Genomic DNA, 17,843 nt, shown 5'->3' with positions numbered 1-17,843 from the left:
GCAGACCAGCCCATCGACCCCCATGCGATGCGGCCAGCACACGGCGCCAACGCCCCGTGCCCAGTGTGCGGCAGGAAGTGCAACACCGAGCGCGGCAACAAGCCGCTGACGTCGCGGCCACTCCGCACTTCACGCGCTTGGTGATCGATGACGTTTCCGCAGGTCACAGCCTTTTGATCAACAGGGTGGTCGACCCCGCGCCTAGCCTCCCGTTTTTCTCTCCCCGCGAATCCATGGCGGTGATCATGAGCGAGCTGGTTTCGGCCGTCGAGGGCGGCGACAGGCGCAAGTCTCTGGAGGCGATCCGAGACAAGCTCGCCGTCGAGCTCTCCGCGGCGGAGGGACGTGACGCGGCGGCCGTCGCCAAGGAGCTGCGGGCGACTATCGCTGAGCTGGAGGGCCTGCCAGACGGGAAGGAGCGCAGCGCCGTTGACGAGCTTGCTTCCCGACGTGCGGATCGGCTCGCAGACGCCGCGGGTCGGTAAGTGGCCCGACTACGTCACCAGCGCCGGCCCTGAGTTCGTCGACCTCGCCGCCTCGGCCGGCCTGATCCTGGACCCGTGGCAGTGCTACGTGCTCACGCACGGCCTCGGCGAGCTGCCCGGCGGCCGGTGGGCGGCCACGAAATGCTCGTGCTGGGTGCCGCGCCAGAACGGCAAGGGCGGCATCATCGAGGCCTTGGAGCTCGGGTGGCTGTTCCTCACCCACGAGCGGCTGATCCTGCACTCGGCGCACGAGTACAAGACCGCGCAAGAGGCTTACCTGCGGGTCAAGGGGCTGATCGAGTCGACGCCGGACCTCGACCGGCGGGTGAATCGCTACTGGCAGGCGAACGGCGAGCAGGGCGTGGAGTTGACCCGCTCGGCCGGCGGTGCCCGGCTGCGGTTCGTCGCCCGGTCCCGTACGTCCGGCCGCGGCTTCTCCGGCGATAAGAACGTGCTCGACGAGGCGCAGGAACTCACCGGCCAGCAGCGCGCCGCCATGCTGCCGACGCTGTCGGCCCGCCCGAACCCGCAGGAGTGGTTCTTCGGCACCCCGCCGGACGACCCGGAGGCGTGGGCGTACGGCCTGCGTATCGACGGCGAAGCCGGGGCCGCCCGCATGGCGCACTTCGACTGGGGCGCCGACCTGGACGTGACCGACGCCGCGGACCGGCGGCGCGCGGCCCGGGACCGTGACCTCTGGTACGCATGCAACCCGTCGCTGGGCATCCGCATCACCGAGGATTTCGTCGAGGACGAGGCCAAGCCGTCGGGGCTGGGCGACAAGTTCGCGATCGAACGGCTCGGCGCCTGGCTGCCCCGCCTGGTGGACGGCTCGGACGTGCTGTCGCTGGACGACTGGCTGGAACTCGCCGACGAGGAATCCCAGCTCGGCGCCGACATCGCGCTCGCCCTCGACATCACCCCGTCACGCGACGCCGCGTGCATCTCCGCGTACGGGCCGCGAGAGGACGGGCTCGGCCACCTGGAGGTCGTCGACCACCGGCCGGGAACCGACTGGGTGGTGGACCGGCTCGTGCAGTTGGTGGAGCGGTGGGATCCGGTGGCGGTCGGCCTGGACGTGAAAGGCCCGGCCGGGTCGCTACTGGACCCGCTGAAGAAAGCAGGGATCACCCCGCCGGAGGACCCTGAGAAGCCCCAGCGCGGCGACCTGGCCATCCCGGCCGTGCAGGACGTGGCCGCCAGCTGTGGCCAGATGGCCGACGCGGTCCGGCAGGGCACGCTGCGGCACATCGGCCAGGAACTACTGGAGACCGCGGTGCGCGGGGTGAAGACGCGGCCGCTTGGTGAGGCGTGGGCGTGGGGGCGGCGCGTCTCGACCGTCGACATCTCGCCCCTGGTCTCCGGCACGGTGGCGCGGTGGGCGTACGAGACGCGGGCGCACCTGCTGGAAGACGACTACGACGTTGCGGACTCGTTCGGGTGAAGGGAGGGGCATGAGCATCTGGTCAAAGCTCCGGGGCGCGTTGACACGCGATGCGCAGGTCACCACCCCCGAGGACCTGCTGGCGATGAGCCGCGATCGACGTCTCGGCAAAGGTGGGGTGCTGGTCACCAACGAGACGGCGCTGCGCCAGTCTGCGGTGTGGGCGTGCCTGCGGCTGCGCGCCGACCTGGTGTCCACGATGCCGGTGGACGTGTACCGGCGGGTGTCTGGCGTGCAGGTCGAGGTGCCCAAGCCGCCGGTGCTCGTGAACCCTGGCGGCCAGCAGGTCGGCATCAAGGAGTGGCTCTACAGCACGCAGGTGGACCTGGACAGGGGCGGGAACTGCTTCGGCCTCATCACCGAACGGGCCGGCGTCGCCGGCCCGGACGGGCGTGGCCTGCCCGCCAGGATCGACCTGCTCGCCCTCTCTGACGTGACGGTGCGCGGCAAGGGCGCCGAGATCACCAAGTTTTTGGTGGCGGGAGCCGAGTACGACCCGTGGGAGATCTGGCACGAGAAGCAGTTCACCGTGGCCGGCCTGCCGCTCGGCCTGTCCCCGGTGGCGTACGCGGCGTGGACGATCGAGGAGTCGTTGAACGCGCAGGAGTTCGCCCGCGACTGGTTCGCCGGCGGCGCTATCCCGATCGCTGAGCTGAAGAACAACGCCAAAAAGATCAACAAGGATGAGGCGAAGATAGCCAAGGAGCACTTCAAGGCTGCCGTGGCCAACGGCGACCTGTTTGTGCACGGCATGGACTGGGAGTACAAGCCGATCCAGACGGTTGCCCAGCAGTCCGCGTTCATCGAAGCCCGGCAGTTCGGGTTGACGGACATCGCCCGGTTCTTCGGCTGCCCGTCCGACCTCATCGACGCTGCCGTGTCGACCGGGCACATCACCTACGCGACGATCACGGAGCGGAACCTGCAGTTCCTCATCATGAACCTGGGCCCGGCCGTGTCCCGCCGCGAGGACGCTCTCACCCGCAACCTGGTGCCCGGTCCGCGGTACGTGAAGCTCAACCGGGACGCGCTGCTCGCGATGGACCCGGAGGCCCGCGCCCGCACGATCGCGGCCCGGATTGACTCGCGCACGCTGACGCCGTCCGAGGCCCGCGCGCTGGAGGACCTGCCGCCGTACACCGAGGTGCAGCTCGCCGAGTTCGACCGGCTGTTCGGCAGCCCACGCACGCAACCCACCACAGCCACGTCGGGAGCGACAGGATGACCGCCACCTCTCGCGCGGCCGCCGCGGCGGCCCGCGCCCAGCATGTACGGCAGCGCGCCGACCGTCCGTCGCAGCGGCGCTGCGCCGAGCATGCCGCCTCCCGGGCGGTGGCCCGGGTGCCCGCCTCGATCGAGCTGCGGGAGAAGGGCGACGGCGGCCTGCTGGAGTTCGCCGGGTACGCCACCGTGTACGAGCGCGGTTATGAGATGTGGGACATGTGGGGCCCGTACACCGAGATCGTGTCCGCCGAGGCCGGCGCCGAGTCGCTCGCCCGCGGGGACCTCGACGTGCCGCTGGTGCTCGGACATGACCAGCTCCGCAGGCTGGCGCGTACGACGACGGGCACGCTCGAGCTGGTGGAGGACGACAGCGGTCTGTCCGTCCGCGCGCCGAGCCTCGACCCTGCCGACCATGACGTGGCGTACATCGTGCCCAAGCTGCGGGCCGGGCTGATCGACGAGATGTCGTTCGCGTTCCGCATCACCGCTGGTCAGTGGAGCCCGGACTACACCGAGTACCGGATCAGCAAGTACGACATCCACCGCGGCGACGTCGCGATCGTCGGCTACGGCGCGAACCCTGCCACCGAGGCGGCGCTGCGTGCGCCGGCCGCGCCGTCGAGCCGGGCGCGTGCGCTGTTGGAGATCGCGCTCGCCCGCTGACCCTCTTCGACTTCCCGCCTCTTGGGGCGGGTGCTTTGCCCTGCGCTTCGCGCGCACGAGCCCATCCGGCGCACTGCCTCGGGTGGCCGTCTGACCTGGACCGGGGCGTCATGAATCCCATCACGAGCAAGGAGATCGAGCCATGACGCTCGCAGATCTGATCGCGCAGGCGCGGGATGCGCTGAACACCGCGATCGCAACCCGCCAGCAGGAGCAGGAGGCGCTGCTCGCGCTGCGCTCCGACCCGAACCTCACCGAGGATGCCGTGGCTGAGCGGGTGCGTACCCGTGACGCCGCCGACGGCGAGGTCACCCGCCGCCAGGCTGCCCTCGACGAGCTGCTCGCCGAGCAGGCCCGCGAGGAGGAGATCGCCGCACTGCAGGCCCGGACCGCCCCGACCGGCAACCGGCCGCCCGCCTACGACCGGGTGGCCAGGGTCGGCAGCGAGGAGCGCACCTACCGGCCCGACCTGGACCGGCGCGGCGCCGCGTTCGAACGGGACGTCGCCGCGGCGTTCCTCGGCGACTACGAGGCGCGCGACCGGCTGTCGCGGCACATGCAGGAGGAGCGCGTTGAGCGTGGCGACCAGCTCGTGCGCGCGGTCGGCACTGGCGCCTTCACCGGCCTGGTCGTGCCGCAGTACCTGACCGAGCTGTACGCGCCCGCCGCGGCGGCCCGGCGTCCGTTCGCCGACGCGATCCGCGGTCATTCGCTGCCGGCCGAGGGCATGACGGTCAACATCTCGCGGATCACCACGGCGACCAGCACGGCGATCCAGGCGTCGGAGAACACGGCCGTGTCCGAGACGAACATCGACGACACGCTGATGACCATCAACGTGCAGACGAACGCCGGCCAGCAGACGCTGTCCCGGCAGTCGATCGAGCGCGGCGCCGGCGTCGAGCCGGTGGTGCTGGACGACCTGTTCCGTCGATACGCGACCACGCTGGACTCCACACTGATCAACCAGGCCACGAACGGCCTGACCAACGTGGCCACCGCCGTCGCCTACACCGACGCCAGCCCCACGGCCGCCGAACTGTACCCGAAGGTGATCCAGGGCCTTTCCGAGGTCGAGGCGGCGCTGCTCGACCAGGCCACCGGCGACAACCTGGCGGTCATGCACTCTCGGCGCTGGTACTGGATGCAGAACGCCATGGGCAGCACGTGGCCGATGATCAGCCAGCCCGGCATCGTCCAGCAGACCCTTGGCACCAACTATGCCGAGGCGTACGGCCGCGGTGTCCGCGGTGTGCTGCCGAACGGCACGCCGGTGATCGTCGACAACAACATCGGGACGACCCTCGGCGCCGGTACCGAGGATGAGATCTACCTGGTGGACCGTAACGAGTGCCACCTGTGGGAGGACGCGTCAGCCCCGATGTACATCAGGGCTGAGCAGCCGGCCGCCGCCACGTTGGGTGTGCTCATGGTCGTGTACGGCTACTTCGCGTACACGCACGCCCGCTACGCCCACGCCCGCAAGGTCGCCGGTACGGGTCTGATCGCCCCGACCTTCACCGGCGTCTGATCCGCACGTGCTGGGGCCCGCATCGCTGCGGGCCCCAGCGCCCCCTACGCAACGGAGGCGGGCCGCCTTGTCCTGCGAGCAGTGCGGCGCTGTGGAGCTGTCCGGTTGCGACTGGTGCGATGACGGCGACAAGGCCGGGAGTGGCCTGTGCCGGTGCGTCTGTCAGGCCCCCTGCTGGAACCCGGATTGCTGGGCGAACCGGCCGTCAGTGAGAGAGGAACCCATGGCTGAACCGCAGACCGAAGACCCGATGATCGCAGCCCTCCTGCGCGAGCGTGACGGCTACGTCCAGCGTGGCATGGACGACCGCGTTGCCCAGGTCGACGAGCAGCTCGCCCTGCGCGGCTACGAGGCGTCTGAGGACGATTCAGAGACGTCCAAGGAGGACGGAGAGGCCGACGCGCGTTCGCAGCCTCCCAAGGGCCGTAGAACCGCGCGCAAGTCCACCACGTAAGGGCGGGACGGCGTGGCCAACGAATACGCGACCCTGGCCGACTTCAAGACCCAGGTGGGCATCACGGACAACGACCGTGACGCGCTGCTCAACAACGCGCTCGCCGCGGCGTCCAGGGCGATCGACAAGAAGACCGGCCGCCGGTTCTGGCTGGACCCGTCCGCCGTGCAACGCACGTTCAGCCCGCGCGGCCGCGTCGTCCGCGACGAGCGCGGCGAGCTGCTGCTCATCGACGACATCGGCAGCGCGACCGGCCTAGTCGTGGAGACGGGGTCGGGCAGTTCGTGGACGGCCGTCACCGGCTACGAGACCCAGCCCGACAACGCGCTGCTCGACTCGCAGGCCATCACCGGCCTGCTACTCGCCGCCGGCACGTGGGGCACCATCACCACCCGGGTACGGATCACCGCCCGCTGGGGCTGGCCGTCCGTCCCCGACGAGATCGAGCAAGCCACCCTGCTGCAGGCGGGGCGGCTGTTCAAACGCAAGGACAGCCCAGAGGGCGTCGCCGGATCCGCGGAATGGGGGCTGGTACGGGTGCCCAACCTCGACCCCGACGTGCGAGCGCTCATCGAGCCGTACATGCTGCCCGGGTTCGGCTGATGGCCAGCCTCGACGCCCTCCGCGAGGGCCTGGCCGTACGGCTGCGGACCATCCCCGTCCTGGCCGTGCATCCACAGGTGCCCGACAGCATCACCCCGCCGGCCGCCGTCATCGCGCCCGGGTTCGAGGGTGAGCCGGCCATCCGGTTCGACTCGACGATGGCGCGCGGCGCCGACGACTTCCTGTTCACGGTGACGCTACTGGTGTCGCTGGCCGACGACCGGTCCGGACAGGAAGCACTGGACGCCTACCTGGAAGGCGCCGGCGCCCGGTCCATCAAGGCCGTCATCGAAGCGGATCCGAGCCTCGGCGGCGCAGCGCATTTCGCCCGAGTCCGAGAGGCCCGCAACTACGGCCCCATGACGTGGGGCGACGGCCGATATGTGGGCGTCGACTTCGGCATCGAGATCACGGCATAGGAGGACGCGGTGGCCAAGCAGTACAAGGTGCTCGCCGGCCTGAACTACACCCCGAAGGGCCGCGGCGAGGAACGCCGGGCCGACGCGGGCGACGTGGTCGACGACCTTCCCACGAAGAGCGTCGGGTGGCTGGTCGAGCAGGGAGCGATCGAGGAGGTGAGCGGCGATGGCGTTCGTGCACAGCAAGAACGGCCGGGTGATGGTGAATAACCGGCATCTGTCCGGGCGGATCACCGGCTGGACCGTGGCCGGCGAACGAAACATGGGTGAGACGACCACGCTGCTGGACGACGGCGCCCGGTTCATCCCCGGCCTGCGCGCGGGCAGCGTCACCGTCAACGGCCTGTTCGACGGCGCCGACGACGACATCGACGAGACGATCCAGGCCGCTGACGGCGCCCTCGACGGACTGCTAACGACCGTGCTGCCGGACGGGTTCACGATCGGCAAACCGGCGTTCATCGCCACCTCCAACCTGTCGTCGTACGTGATCGAGTCGTCGGTGTCCGACACGGTCAGCCTGACCGTGGAGACCACCCCGAACGACGGCGTCGACCACGGCCGCGTCGTGCACGCACATACGGCGGAGACCGCGACCGGCAACAGCACGTCCGTGGACAACGGCGCGTCCTCGGCCAACGGCGGAGTCGCGTCTCTGCACGTGACCGCCGCCTCGGGCACCACGCCGTCGCTCACGGCCAAGGTTCAGCACTCCGTCGACAACTCCGTGTGGGTGGACCTGATCACCTTCACGGCCGCCACGGCGGCAGGCTCCCAACGGCGGACGGTGACCGGCACGGTCAACCGGTACGTGCGCGAGACACACACCATCTCCGGCACCACGCCGAGCTTCACCTACGCGGCGGCGTTCGCCCGCCGCTGATCATCCCGTTCGCAGACCCGCCCCGGCCACGGCCGGTTTTTTGATGCCTGGAGGGCGTCGTGGCTTTCACTCACGGTAAGGACAGCGTTTTCGCGGTCGACGACACCGCCGGCACGCTGCGCACCCTGTCCCAGTACGTCGACAACGTGTCTGGCCTGCCCGGGTCGAGGGACCTGTCGGAGGTGACGGCGTTCGGTGACGAGGGTGTGAGGAACATCCCCGGCCTGGTCAACACCTCGTTCAGCGTCTCGGGTCACTTCGACTCGACGGCGACGACCGGCCCAGACGTGGTGCTCGGCGGGCTGATGACCGGCCAGACCGCCACGGCGACGTTCGAGTACGGGCCCGAGGGCTCTACCACCGGCAAGGTCAAGTACTCGGGCGAGGCGTGGATCACGTCGTACACCGCCGAGTCGAGCGTCTCCGACAAGGTGTCGTTCTCCGCCGAGTTCCAGGTCGACGGCGTCGTCACCCGCGGCAACTACGCCTGATGGCCTCCCAGTGGGAGGTGGCGTTCGAGTACGGCCGGGAGTGGCGCGAGCTCAACCGCCGCCTCCGGCACGCCGCCGAGAAAGGCCTCGCCCGGGAACTGCGCAAGGCGGTACGGGAGGCGGCCAAGCCCGGCCGTGACGCCGCCAAGCTCGCCGCCCGATCCATCCCCGCCAAGGGGCCACGCTCGACGGGCCTGCGCCGGAGGATGGCGCGCGGCGTCGGCATTCAGGCCACCGGCACGCGGGTACGGATCGTCACCCGCATGCCCGCCGGCCTGGAGATGCTGCCGCGCGGCTTCGACACGCCGAAGGGCTGGCGGAAGCCGGTGTTCGGCAACCGCGAGGTGTGGGCGCAGCAGCCCGGACATCCGTGGTTCCGGCAGACGGTAGCCAAGACCGCGCCCCAGGCGCGCGAGGAGATGAAGGCCGCGATGGACCGCGTCGCGGACCAGATCACCCGCTGATCGCGGGGCGGCCGGGGATGCGGGTCTACCGGCCGTCCTGCCTGCAAGCCAGACCCGCGAGCACGAAGGAGACCCGCATGGCAACCAGCCGAGCAGTAGCCGAAGCCGAAGAGTTCACGCCGGAGCCCAAGCGCACGTTCGAGTGGACCGGCCCGAACGGGCAAAAGCTCATCCTGGCGATTCCCCAGCGCATCAAGCGCGGCAAGGTGGCCCGCCGACTGTCGCAGAACGACATGATCGGCGCGTTGGACGTCATCTTCACGCCGGAGGAGGTCGAGGCGTTCGAGGACCTCGACCTGTCGCCGGAGGAGTGGGACGACATCCAAAACCAGCTGTGGGAGGCCGTCGCCGGCACGGGCCCAAAAAACTCATAGCCCTGTCCTGGCTGCTAGTCGAGCACGAGGACGACATCGAGGCGGACCTGGCCCGCTTCTACCCGCGCGACGCCGACCAGCTCGAAGAGTTCTGGGCAGGCCGCATGTCATGGCGCCGGCTGTGGGTGCTGGTCTCCCGGCTCCCGCGCGACGCCGCCACCGTCATCGCCGAAGTAGGCCCGGACCGGGCCGCCTGGTCCACCGAGGTCGAACTGCTGGCGAAGGCCGTCGACGAGCTCGCCGCCGCCAACTGGCAGTTCGCCTCGGCGCATCGCGGCCGCGGGCCTGCCCCGGCGCCGCCCCAACCTATCCCGCGACCGTTCGACGACTAGGCACCTGGGGGTGAGTCATGGCCAACCAGACCGCCCTCGGGTTCACCATCTTCGCCCGCGAACACGCAGCCAAGGCGTTCAAGCAGGTCGGCACCGAAATCGACCGGCTCGAAGCACGCATGAAGCGTGTCCGCGCGGTCGCAGGCAAGGGCGTCGGACTTGCCGCGCTGGCCGGGGGCGCGACCGCCCTCGGCGCAGCCGTGATCCCGGCCGCCGCTGCGGTGGCCGCCATGCCGGCGGCTCTGGTCGCTACCAAGGTCGCCTCCGCCACGCTGAAGGTCGGCCTGCTCGGCGTGGGCGACGCCATGTCCGCCGTGGCGGAGGGCGACGCGAAGAAGCTGGACGAGGCGCTGGAGAAGCTGTCGCCGAACGCCCGCCAGTTCGTCCGCGCGACGGCCGCACTCAAGACGGAGTGGGACGGCGTCCAGCGGGCCGTCCAGGACAAGCTGTTCGAGGGCCTGGCCGCCGAGATGATGCCGGTGGCCAAGAACCTGCTGCCGTCCGTCCGCACCGGCATGGTCGGCGTGGCCGCCGGGTTCAATGCCGGGGCGAAGGAAGCCGCCCGCTTCGCGAACACGCCGATGGCCAGGGGTGCCGTCAACGCGACGTTCGCGTCGACGGGCCGCATCATGGGCATGCTGGCCGGGGCGACCCGTCCCGCGCTGCAGGTCATCACACAGCTCACGGTCAAGTCGCTGCCACTCGCTGAGCGGATGGCGGCGTGGGCGACGAACGGCGTCAAGGCCGCCGCGGCGTTCCTCACCTCCGAACGTGGCGCAGCCATGCTCGAGCGGGGCGTGACCAAGGCCGGCGACACGCTGGCGCAGCTTGGCAGGATCGGCGGCAACGTCCTCAAGGGTCTGCTCGGCGTGTTCTCGCAGGCGAAGGGCGCCGGTGACGGGCTGCTCGACACCCTGGAGGCGGGGACCGCGAAGTTCGCGGCCTGGTCCCGCTCGATCGGTGGGCAGCAGCAGGCGGCGGCCACGTTCAAGCTGCTGCACGACACCGCCGTCGCCGTGGCCGGCGTGCTGCCGCTGGTGCTGGGGCCGCTCGGCGCGGTGGTCAAGCTCATCAACGGCCTGCCCGAGCCGCTGCGCGAAGGCGCGGTGCAGTCGCTCGCCCTGGCGGTCGTATTCGGCGCGCTGGCCAGCAAGCTTTCCCCGCTCGTGACCGGCGTAGGCAACGTGATCAGCGCGTTCACCAGCGCTGACGGCCCTGTCCAGCGCTTCCGTGACCGGATCGGCGGCATGGACGGCGCGACGGGGAAGATGCGCGGCGCCCTGTCCGGCATGGTCGGGTTCCTGTCCGGGCCGTGGGGGATCGCCCTCGGCGCCGGCGCGGCCCTGCTCGGCATCTTCGCCACCCGCAACGACTCTGCCGAGCGGCAGGTCAAGGAACTGACGGACGCCCTGATCCGCAATAAGGGCGCCCTCGACGACACCGCGATCTCCAGCGTGAAGAACGAGCTGCAAATGTCCGGCGCCTTTCGGGCCGCCGAGCAGCTCGGGCTCGCCCTGACGGACGTCACCGACGCCGCCCTCGGCAACAAGGCGGCGATGGACCGGGTGAACGCCGCGATCCAGCGCAACATCCTCGACACCAACACGGCCGGCGACGCCGCCATGGCCATGTCGGTCATCTCGGACAAGAACAGCAACGCGGCCCGCACCCTGCAGAACGCGGTGGGCGGCCAGAACACCGCCCTGAACGAGGCGCGGGAAGCCTACCGGCAGGTGCACACTGCTTCCGGCGGCGTGGTGGAGAGCTCGGCGAAGGTCACGAACAGCGTGAACGGCGTTGGCGCGGCAGCCGACAAGGCGACCGTCAAGGTGAACGGCCTGAATACGTCGCTGGCCAAGTTCAAGACCTTGAACGGCGACGCCGACATGGCCGCCATCGCGTTCCGCGACAGCCTGGACGACCTGACGAAGGCGTTCTCCAGGAACAACTTCCAGATCGACCAGCGCACCGGCAAAATCAACATCAACAGCAAGGCCGGGCGCGAGGCCACCCGCGTGCTGATCTCCTCGATTCAGGCAGCGATCCAGCACTCCGAGAAGGTGCGCGCCCAGACGGGCAGCGTGGACAAGGCGAACAAGGTGTTCGCCACCGAGATCGAGCGCCTCCGCGGGGTGCTCAAGCACTCGGGCCTGTCCCGCGCGGAGATCGACAAGCTGGTGGCCCGGTACGCGAAACTGCCCAGCCAGATCAACAGCGCCACAGACAAGATCCGGAACAAGACCGTCAAGATTCGCGTGAACGCGGACGGGACGGTCAACCTGCCCGGCGGCACCAAGGCCTCGCTGTGGGCGTCCGGCGGCGTCCTGCCCGGGTACACGCCCGGCCGCGACCCGCACATGTTCTACAGCCCCACCGGCGGCACGCTGGGCCTGTCCGGCGGCGAGGCCGTCATGCGCCCGGAGTGGACGAAGGCGGTCGGTCCGGCCGCGGTCGAGCGGATGAACGCCGCGGCCCGCAGCGGCGGCGTGTCCGGCGTCCGGCGGGTGCTCGCCGCCGGGGTCGGCCCGCAGCAGCTGCGCGGTGAGGGCGCGTTCTTCGCCTCCGGCGGCATCCTGGCCCGCCACTCGTTCCACAACTTCGAGAAGATCCCCGGCGCGATGACCCGCTACGACCGCAAGGTGGGCGAGGCCGCCTGGACGTCCGCGCAGAAGATCCAGAAGAAGTTGAAGGACGTTGCCGGCGTCGGTGGGCCCGGCGTGCAGAACGCGCTCAAGTGGGCGCGGCGCCAGCACGGCAAACCCTACATCTGGGCTGGCGTGGGTCCGCGCGGATGGGACTGCAGCGGCTTCATGGGCAGCATCATGAACGTCATCAAGGGCAAGAACCCTCACCGGCGGATGTTCACCACCTGGAGCTTCGGCTCCAAGGGCGGCCCTGGCGGGTTCGTCCGCAACGCCAACTCGGGATTCCGAGTCGGAGTCACCGACGCCGGTGTCGGGCACATGGCGGGCACGCTCGGCGGCGTCAACGTCGAGTCGAGGGGCTCGCGCGGCGTGGTCGTCGGCTCGGCGGCCCGGGGCGCCAACAACGGGTTGTTCTCCCGCCGGTATGGGCTCCGGCTCGCCTCTGGCGGCGTCATGCCGTGGTCGTTCGACAACGGCGGTTACCTGCCCGAAGGCACGTCGCTGGTCCACAACGGCACCGGCGCCCCCGAGCCGCTCGCCAACGTCGACAAGATGCGCGGCGGCGACCTGGTCATTAGGGAAGCCCACTTCCACGGCGTCCAGGACATCGCCGGCCTCATCAAGCAGGTCCAGAAGTACGCCAAGGACAACGGCGGCATCACCCTGAGGATCCGCTGACGTGGCGTTCCCCATCATCAACGTCGCCGTCGACTTCGAGAACAACGACACGTTCGTCGACGTCAGCGCCTACCTGATGAGCCTGACCATCAAGCGCGGGTCCAGCCGGGTCGAGGGCCCGCTGATCCGGTACGAGGCCGGCACGTGCGAACTCACCCTGAACAACTCGGACAGACGGTTTGATTCGACGTATCTGGAAGGCCCCTACACGCTGCCGTCCGGCTCGGCAGCCTCGGGCATCCAGCAGGCCGTCTCCAACAAGGTTCAGACGTACGGCCACGGTTTCACGGTGGCGTGCGCCAGCACCGACCCGGAGACCATCGAGGCGAGCCTGCGCGACTCCACCGTCGCCACCTCAACCTCGACGAGCTACACGTGCGCCAAGCCGTCCGGCGTCGTCAGCGGCGACATCCTCATCGCCTTCCAGGCCGCCGACTGGGGCACCGAGGCGGCCATGGCTACGCCCACCGGCGGCACCACCTGGCAGCTCCTCACCTCGCGGGACGTGGGTACCGACTCCCTGCACTCGAAGGTGTGGTGGAAGGTGGCGGGAGGCGCCGAGCCGGGCACGTACGGCTTCACGCAGGCCACCTTCTCCGATGGTGGTGTGGTGGTGGCCGCTGTGCGGGACGCCACCGGCACGCCCACGTTCGCCTCGACCGACAACCATGGCGCGGCGTTCTTCGACACCCCGTCCGTCGAGCCCGCGGGTACTGCCGACTACGAGCTGCGGTTCGTCTCCGCGACCGCCGGCGGCGCCGGGTCGACGTGGGACTGGTCGGCCACGGATGGCCCGTACACCGAGGCGGAGGACGCCCAGAGCGGCGCCTTCACCACGGTGTCGATGGCGCACAAGAGCCTGTCCGGCCTGTCCAGCGGGTCGGGCGGCACCCTGGTCAAACCCCGGCGGCCGGTCCGCGTGAGGGCGATCTGGAACTCCGTCACCTACGACCTGTTCCGGGGCTACGTCGACGCCTGGAACATCGAGTGGAACGGCCCCAACCAGTCGACCGCCACCGTGCCGTGCACCGACGCGTTCAAGGTCTTCTCCAACTTCGACCGGCGCAACGCCGACTCGGTGGCCGCGCCGTCGGAGCTGACCAGCGCCCGGATCAACCGGATCCTCGACAACGCGGGCTGGCCGGCGTCGCTGCGGCAGATCGCCACCGGCGACGTCACCCTGCAGGCGTCCACGCTCAACAGCAACCTCATGGAGGAGTTGCTGCTCACCAACGAGACCGAAGTCGGCGAACTCTACGTGACCGGCGACGGCAAGATGTTCTTCCGCAACCGCAACGCGATCAACAACGACGCCCGGTCCACGACGTCGCAGGCCACGTTCGGCGACGGCGGCGGCAGCGAACTGCCGTACAGCGACCTGGCGTTGAGCGATGACGACACGCAGTTCGTCAACCGGGTCATCATCACCCGAGTCGGTGGCGCCGAGCAGGTCGCCGAGGATGCCGCTTCCCAGGAGGAGTTCCTGGTCAGCACCTACACGCGAGATGACCTGCTGTTCAACAACGACGCGAGCGCCTTGAACATGGCGCAGTGGGTGCTGTCGCTGTCAGCGCAGCCCGAACGCCGCTTCGAGTCCATCACGATCAAGCCGGAGCGAGACGAGGACGACCTGTTCCCGCAGACGTTCAACCGGCTCATCGGCGACCGGATCACCATCCGCCGCCGGCCACCGGGGGGAGGATCGATGATCGAGCAGGACTATTTCATTCGCGGCATCGAGCACCAGGCCACGCCCGGCACGGCATGGGTCACCCGGTGGACGCTGCAGTCAACGGCGGCCGGCGGATCGTTCTTCATCATCGGCAACGCCACCCGCGGCCGCCTCGACCTCAACCCGCTGGGGTTCTGATGGCGTTCGGGACGTGGACGGACGGCAACCAGCTCGGCGCGACCGACCTCAACACGAAGGTCGTGCAGGTGATGTTCGTGGACAAGCCGTCGGATGAGTCGGTGACCTCCAGCGAGACGATGCAGAACGACAACCACCTGCTGTTCTCCGCGACCGCGAACACCAACTATTGGATCAAGGCGTACATCATGGTCGACGGCCACGACGGCGCCACCGGCGGCGCGGGCACGGACGGCGCCGGCGGCATCGAATACGGCTGGTACGGCCCCAGCGGCGCCACGTTCGACTGGTGTTCGGACGCGCTCGGCGACGACACCAACGGCGTGGGCGAGGTGAGCCGCACCCGGCAGACCATCGGCTCGCTACCCGACATGCGCACCATCGGCACCGGCAACTATCTGATCATCCCGGCTGTTGGCGTGCTCAAGGTCGGGGCGACGGCTGGCACGTTCGGGTTCCGGTGGACGCAGGCCACCTCCAACGCCACCCCGACGAAGGTCAAGGCGCTGTCCGGCCTGATCGTGACGAAGCTGGTGTAAGCGATGGGCTTCAAGACCTTCAGCGTCAACGAATACCTGACCAGCGCAGACGCCAACGCCTACCTTGCCCAGCAGCAGGTCGCCCGCAAGACCGCCACCGAGTCCGTCACGTCCTCGACGTCGCCCCAGGTCGACGACCACCTGTCGATGACGCTCAACGCCAACACCAACTACTGGCTAGACGGGCTGCTGCTCACCGACGGGGCCGCGGCCGGCGACTTCCGGCTGCAGTGGATCGTCCCCTCAGGCACGATCCGGTGGCTGGCCAACGGCCTGCAGTCCGCCACGGCCGCCACGGTGGACATCGTCGACCGGAACTGGAAGGTCGGCGCGACCACCACCATCATGGGCACCGTCGCGTCCGGCACCACAACGGCCGTCCACGTCGCCGGCATCATCCGGGTGAGCTCGACCGGCGGCACGTTCCGCCTGGAGTGGGCGCAAGGCACCTCCAGCGCCACCGCCACCCGGCTGTTCGCCAACTCGTTCATCCGCTGCGTGAGGATGATGCCCTGATGCCCGGATTCAAGACCTTCTCCACAAACGAGGTCATGGACGCCGCGGAGATGACGCAGTACTTCGTCCAGCAGAACGCGATCGTCAAACCGTCAGACGAGTCGGTCACGAGCACCACCGTGCTGCAGCCGGACAACGACTTCTCCGTGTCGGTCAGCGCCAACACCGACTACTACCTGGAGATGTTCCTCATCTACAGCGCAGACCCGGCCGGCGACCTGAAGGTGGACTGGGACGGCCCGTCCGGCGCGACGCTCGACTGGGTCAGCGACGGGTTCGGTTCCAGCCCCGCCGACACGGTGGACCCGGTCAGCCGCACCGTGCAGAGCATCGGCTCCACGCCCTCGCACGGCGGGATCACCAACAACTCCACGATCCTGTGCGGCCTCCACAAGGGGATTCTGCGGGTCGCGGCCACCAGCGGCACGTTTGTGCTGACGTGGGCTCAGCTCGCCTCCAGCGCCAACGCGACGTTCGTACGGGCCAACTCGATGATGCTGCTGACGAGGATCTCATGACGAAAACTCAGGCACTCGCCGCCGACCTGCCCGCCGACCTGGTGTCAGTGATCTACTTCTGCGAGGCGTGCGGCTGCAAGCACACCTTCGGCCGCGACTACATGGCCGAAACCGGCGTCTACCCCGACACCTGCCCCAACCCGGACTGCGCCGCGCCGCTGGACCAGGACGACCGCGTCACCCGGGACGACAAGGACACCCACGAGACGCTCGAGGCCAAGAAGCGCGACCTGTTCGCCAAGCGCGGCCGCGCCCTGCCAGCCGCGCGGAAGCCAGACGATCCGAAGGACGTCCGGGACCGGCGCATCCGCAACCTGGAGTCGGAACTGCGCAAGCTCCGCCAGGCACCGGAATCGCCGGCGGACGGCATGCAGGCCGGCGATGGCCGATGAGCCGACGCTGGGCGAACTGTCCCGCCGCCTGGATGGAATGACCGCGATGCTCGCCCAACTGGTGCAGCGCGCCGAATACCTCGCCGACCAGCGGCTCGCCGAGCGGCGCTTCATTGAGATCGAGCGCGACCTTGAGGACTTCCGGCGCACACTGGCTGACGACATCAAGGCCGTCCGGGCGTTGCTCGACGCCGCGGCGGAAAAGCGCACGTCCAACGTCAGGCAGGCGTTCTACGCCGGGATCCTCCCTGCGTTGCTGGTGCTGGCAGGCATCGTTGTGCAGATCTGGCTAGCGGCCAGGGGCGGCGGCTGATGGGCGCGCACGTCCGCAGTCTGCGCCGGAACTGGCTGGTGCTGGCTGGTGCTGGCCTGGTGGCAGTGCTCGTCGCCGTGATCTCGGTTCAGATCCACTCGTTCGGCGCCCAGCTCCGCCAGGCCGAGGACGACCGGCAGATCCTCTCTGACCAGGTTGAGCGGCTCGGCGGCACGCCGCTGGTCTCCCCTTCAGCGGGGCCCCAGGGCGAGCGCGGCATCCCGGGGCCCGCCGGACCAGCGGGCCCAAGTGGACGACCAGGCCGGGACGGAAGAGACGGCAAGGACGGCGTCGATGGCAAGGACGGCGTGCCAGGTCAGAAGGGCGAGCCGGGCGCGGCCATCACCGGCCCGCCCGGACCCAAGGGCGAACCGGGCGAGGACTCGACCGTGCCCGGCCCCAAGGGGGAACGCGGCGAGACCGGCCCGCCGCCAGCCGGGTGGACCTTTACGCACGAGGGCGTCACCTACACGTGCCGGCCCATCGAGCCCGACTCGACCGCCTATCAGTGCGAAGGAGCGCCACCGTGACCGCGTACGTGTGCAGCCTGCTGGCCAACACGCAGACCATCCCCATCACCACGGACTACTACCTGGTGCGGTTCCCGTACGGGACCGAGTCCTACGACGCCCACGGCATGCACGACCCGGCCCAGCCGGACGGCGCTACCTCCGTCTACCCGGACGAGCGTTCAGGCCTGATCTGGCCGCAGCATGACGCTTGGGCCGACCTGTACGCCCTCATGTACTGGGAGGCCGACGACTACACCGAGCTGCGTGACCGGTTCGTCCGTGACCCGCTCAACCTGTCCACCGGCTACGACTCGACGTGCACGGAGGACCGGGCCATCACGCCGGGCGGCCAGTACATCGCCAAGACCTGGGGCATGTTCGTCCACCCGGGAACCCCGATCGGGCTGATGGTCAAGCACAACGCCTCTACGTCGGTGAAGCTCACGCTCGCCGAGTTCAAGCTCGCGTACCACCTGTAGAAAGGCCCATCTCA

At 69.5% G+C, this 17,843-nt stretch carries 23 protein-coding genes; all 23 read left to right on the top strand.

From position 1 onward, the window contains the following. Positions 1-137: 137 nt before the first annotated feature. Positions 138-485 carry a hypothetical protein gene (locus tag ACIBX3_RS51935; RefSeq protein WP_397128189.1) on the top strand — a complete coding sequence of 116 codons (348 nt, stop codon included), beginning with the start codon at positions 138-140 and terminating at the stop codon, positions 483-485. Next, the gene (locus tag ACIBX3_RS51930; protein ID WP_397128188.1) at positions 430-1,929 is read left to right on the top strand and encodes a hypothetical protein; all 1,500 of its coding nucleotides are present in this window, start codon (positions 430-432) and stop codon (positions 1,927-1,929) included. Before ACIBX3_RS51935 ends, ACIBX3_RS51930 begins: the two co-directional genes overlap by 56 nt. A 10-nt stretch (positions 1,930-1,939) precedes the next feature. Further along, positions 1,940-3,154, top strand: a complete 1,215-nt coding sequence (locus ACIBX3_RS51925; protein WP_397128187.1) for a phage portal protein — start codon at positions 1,940-1,942, stop codon at positions 3,152-3,154. After that, positions 3,151-3,816 carry an HK97 family phage prohead protease gene (locus ACIBX3_RS51920; protein WP_397128186.1) on the top strand — a complete coding sequence of 222 codons (666 nt, stop codon included), beginning with the start codon at positions 3,151-3,153 and terminating at the stop codon, positions 3,814-3,816. Before ACIBX3_RS51925 ends, ACIBX3_RS51920 begins: the two co-directional genes overlap by 4 nt. A 142-nt stretch (positions 3,817-3,958) precedes the next feature. Further along, positions 3,959-5,347: a hypothetical protein gene (locus tag ACIBX3_RS51915; protein ID WP_397128185.1), complete on the top strand. Its 1,389-nt coding sequence runs from the start codon at positions 3,959-3,961 to the stop codon at positions 5,345-5,347. Positions 5,348-5,570: 223 nt separating this feature from the next. After that, positions 5,571-5,801: a hypothetical protein gene (locus ACIBX3_RS51910; RefSeq protein WP_397128184.1), complete on the top strand. Its 231-nt coding sequence runs from the start codon at positions 5,571-5,573 to the stop codon at positions 5,799-5,801. 12 nt (positions 5,802-5,813) lie between these two features. Beyond that, positions 5,814-6,404: a phage head-tail connector protein gene (locus ACIBX3_RS51905; protein WP_397128183.1), complete on the top strand. Its 591-nt coding sequence runs from the start codon at positions 5,814-5,816 to the stop codon at positions 6,402-6,404. Further along, positions 6,404-6,823: a hypothetical protein gene (locus tag ACIBX3_RS51900; protein ID WP_397128182.1), complete on the top strand. Its 420-nt coding sequence runs from the start codon at positions 6,404-6,406 to the stop codon at positions 6,821-6,823. Before ACIBX3_RS51905 ends, ACIBX3_RS51900 begins: the two co-directional genes overlap by 1 nt. A 9-nt stretch (positions 6,824-6,832) precedes the next feature. After that, positions 6,833-7,033 carry a hypothetical protein gene (locus tag ACIBX3_RS51895; RefSeq protein WP_397128181.1) on the top strand — a complete coding sequence of 67 codons (201 nt, stop codon included), beginning with the start codon at positions 6,833-6,835 and terminating at the stop codon, positions 7,031-7,033. Continuing rightward, the gene (locus tag ACIBX3_RS51890; protein WP_397128180.1) at positions 6,990-7,706 is read left to right on the top strand and encodes a hypothetical protein; all 717 of its coding nucleotides are present in this window, start codon (positions 6,990-6,992) and stop codon (positions 7,704-7,706) included. The genes ACIBX3_RS51895 and ACIBX3_RS51890 overlap by 44 nt, the downstream gene beginning before the upstream one ends. A gap of 59 nt (positions 7,707-7,765) precedes the next feature. After that, positions 7,766-8,197, top strand: coding sequence for a hypothetical protein (locus ACIBX3_RS51885; RefSeq protein WP_397128179.1), 432 nt, complete (start codon positions 7,766-7,768; stop codon positions 8,195-8,197). Then, positions 8,197-8,661 (top strand): hypothetical protein, encoded by a 465-nt coding sequence (locus ACIBX3_RS51880; RefSeq protein WP_397128178.1) that lies wholly within the window; start codon positions 8,197-8,199, stop codon positions 8,659-8,661. The genes ACIBX3_RS51885 and ACIBX3_RS51880 overlap by 1 nt, the downstream gene beginning before the upstream one ends. 77 nt (positions 8,662-8,738) lie before the next feature. Further along, positions 8,739-9,035, top strand: coding sequence for a hypothetical protein (locus tag ACIBX3_RS51875; protein WP_397128177.1), 297 nt, complete (start codon positions 8,739-8,741; stop codon positions 9,033-9,035). Then, positions 8,996-9,367: a hypothetical protein gene (locus ACIBX3_RS51870; protein WP_397128176.1), complete on the top strand. Its 372-nt coding sequence runs from the start codon at positions 8,996-8,998 to the stop codon at positions 9,365-9,367. Before ACIBX3_RS51875 ends, ACIBX3_RS51870 begins: the two co-directional genes overlap by 40 nt. A 17-nt stretch (positions 9,368-9,384) precedes the next feature. Next, positions 9,385-12,690: a hypothetical protein gene (locus ACIBX3_RS51865; RefSeq protein WP_397128175.1), complete on the top strand. Its 3,306-nt coding sequence runs from the start codon at positions 9,385-9,387 to the stop codon at positions 12,688-12,690. A gap of 1 nt (position 12,691) precedes the next feature. Beyond that, complete coding sequence (locus ACIBX3_RS51860) at positions 12,692-14,560, top strand: hypothetical protein (RefSeq protein WP_397128174.1); 1,869 nt, start codon at positions 12,692-12,694, stop codon at positions 14,558-14,560. Continuing rightward, positions 14,560-15,099, top strand: coding sequence for a hypothetical protein (locus ACIBX3_RS51855; protein WP_397128173.1), 540 nt, complete (start codon positions 14,560-14,562; stop codon positions 15,097-15,099). The genes ACIBX3_RS51860 and ACIBX3_RS51855 overlap by 1 nt, the downstream gene beginning before the upstream one ends. Positions 15,100-15,102: 3 nt before the next feature. Further along, entirely contained in the window at positions 15,103-15,615 is a 513-nt protein-coding gene (locus tag ACIBX3_RS51850; RefSeq protein ID WP_397128172.1) for a hypothetical protein, read from the top strand. Beyond that, positions 15,615-16,133: a hypothetical protein gene (locus ACIBX3_RS51845; protein ID WP_397128171.1), complete on the top strand. Its 519-nt coding sequence runs from the start codon at positions 15,615-15,617 to the stop codon at positions 16,131-16,133. The genes ACIBX3_RS51850 and ACIBX3_RS51845 overlap by 1 nt, the downstream gene beginning before the upstream one ends. Continuing rightward, positions 16,130-16,525: a hypothetical protein gene (locus ACIBX3_RS51840; protein ID WP_397128170.1), complete on the top strand. Its 396-nt coding sequence runs from the start codon at positions 16,130-16,132 to the stop codon at positions 16,523-16,525. Before ACIBX3_RS51845 ends, ACIBX3_RS51840 begins: the two co-directional genes overlap by 4 nt. Continuing rightward, a complete protein-coding gene (locus tag ACIBX3_RS51835) occupies positions 16,515-16,838 on the top strand; it encodes a hypothetical protein (RefSeq protein WP_397128169.1) in 324 nt (107 codons plus the stop codon). Before ACIBX3_RS51840 ends, ACIBX3_RS51835 begins: the two co-directional genes overlap by 11 nt. After that, a complete protein-coding gene (locus tag ACIBX3_RS51830; protein WP_397128168.1) occupies positions 16,838-17,368 on the top strand; it encodes a hypothetical protein in 531 nt (176 codons plus the stop codon). The genes ACIBX3_RS51835 and ACIBX3_RS51830 overlap by 1 nt, the downstream gene beginning before the upstream one ends. Beyond that, complete coding sequence (locus ACIBX3_RS51825) at positions 17,365-17,829, top strand: hypothetical protein (RefSeq protein WP_397128167.1); 465 nt, start codon at positions 17,365-17,367, stop codon at positions 17,827-17,829. Before ACIBX3_RS51830 ends, ACIBX3_RS51825 begins: the two co-directional genes overlap by 4 nt. Positions 17,830-17,843 lie beyond the last annotated feature (14 nt).

This window comes from Nonomuraea sp. NPDC049480, from assembly GCF_044465905.1.
Lineage (GTDB): Bacteria > Actinomycetota > Actinomycetes > Streptosporangiales > Streptosporangiaceae > Nonomuraea.
Note: the sequence above shows the minus strand (reverse complement) of the source record. Positions and strands in the feature narration are given on the sequence as shown.

Excerpts from the sequence above, each read along its gene's own strand:
- ACIBX3_RS51925 (WP_397128187.1), top strand. The coding sequence starts at position 1,940 with ATGAGCATCTGGTCAAAGCTCCGGGGCGCGTTGACACGCGATGCGCAG.
- ACIBX3_RS51920 (WP_397128186.1), top strand. The coding sequence starts at position 3,151 with ATGACCGCCACCTCTCGCGCGGCCGCCGCGGCGGCCCGCGCCCAGCAT.
- ACIBX3_RS51915 (WP_397128185.1), top strand. The coding sequence starts at position 3,959 with ATGACGCTCGCAGATCTGATCGCGCAGGCGCGGGATGCGCTGAACACC.
- ACIBX3_RS51910 (WP_397128184.1), top strand. The coding sequence starts at position 5,571 with ATGGCTGAACCGCAGACCGAAGACCCGATGATCGCAGCCCTCCTGCGC.
- ACIBX3_RS51900 (WP_397128182.1), top strand. The coding sequence starts at position 6,404 with ATGGCCAGCCTCGACGCCCTCCGCGAGGGCCTGGCCGTACGGCTGCGG.
- ACIBX3_RS51890 (WP_397128180.1), top strand. The coding sequence starts at position 6,990 with ATGGCGTTCGTGCACAGCAAGAACGGCCGGGTGATGGTGAATAACCGG.
- ACIBX3_RS51880 (WP_397128178.1), top strand. The coding sequence starts at position 8,197 with ATGGCCTCCCAGTGGGAGGTGGCGTTCGAGTACGGCCGGGAGTGGCGC.
- ACIBX3_RS51875 (WP_397128177.1), top strand. The coding sequence starts at position 8,739 with ATGGCAACCAGCCGAGCAGTAGCCGAAGCCGAAGAGTTCACGCCGGAG.
- ACIBX3_RS51865 (WP_397128175.1), top strand. The coding sequence starts at position 9,385 with ATGGCCAACCAGACCGCCCTCGGGTTCACCATCTTCGCCCGCGAACAC.
- ACIBX3_RS51855 (WP_397128173.1), top strand. The coding sequence starts at position 14,560 with ATGGCGTTCGGGACGTGGACGGACGGCAACCAGCTCGGCGCGACCGAC.
- ACIBX3_RS51850 (WP_397128172.1), top strand. The coding sequence starts at position 15,103 with ATGGGCTTCAAGACCTTCAGCGTCAACGAATACCTGACCAGCGCAGAC.
- ACIBX3_RS51845 (WP_397128171.1), top strand. The coding sequence starts at position 15,615 with ATGCCCGGATTCAAGACCTTCTCCACAAACGAGGTCATGGACGCCGCG.
- ACIBX3_RS51840 (WP_397128170.1), top strand. The coding sequence starts at position 16,130 with ATGACGAAAACTCAGGCACTCGCCGCCGACCTGCCCGCCGACCTGGTG.
- ACIBX3_RS51835 (WP_397128169.1), top strand. The coding sequence starts at position 16,515 with ATGGCCGATGAGCCGACGCTGGGCGAACTGTCCCGCCGCCTGGATGGA.
- ACIBX3_RS51830 (WP_397128168.1), top strand. The coding sequence starts at position 16,838 with ATGGGCGCGCACGTCCGCAGTCTGCGCCGGAACTGGCTGGTGCTGGCT.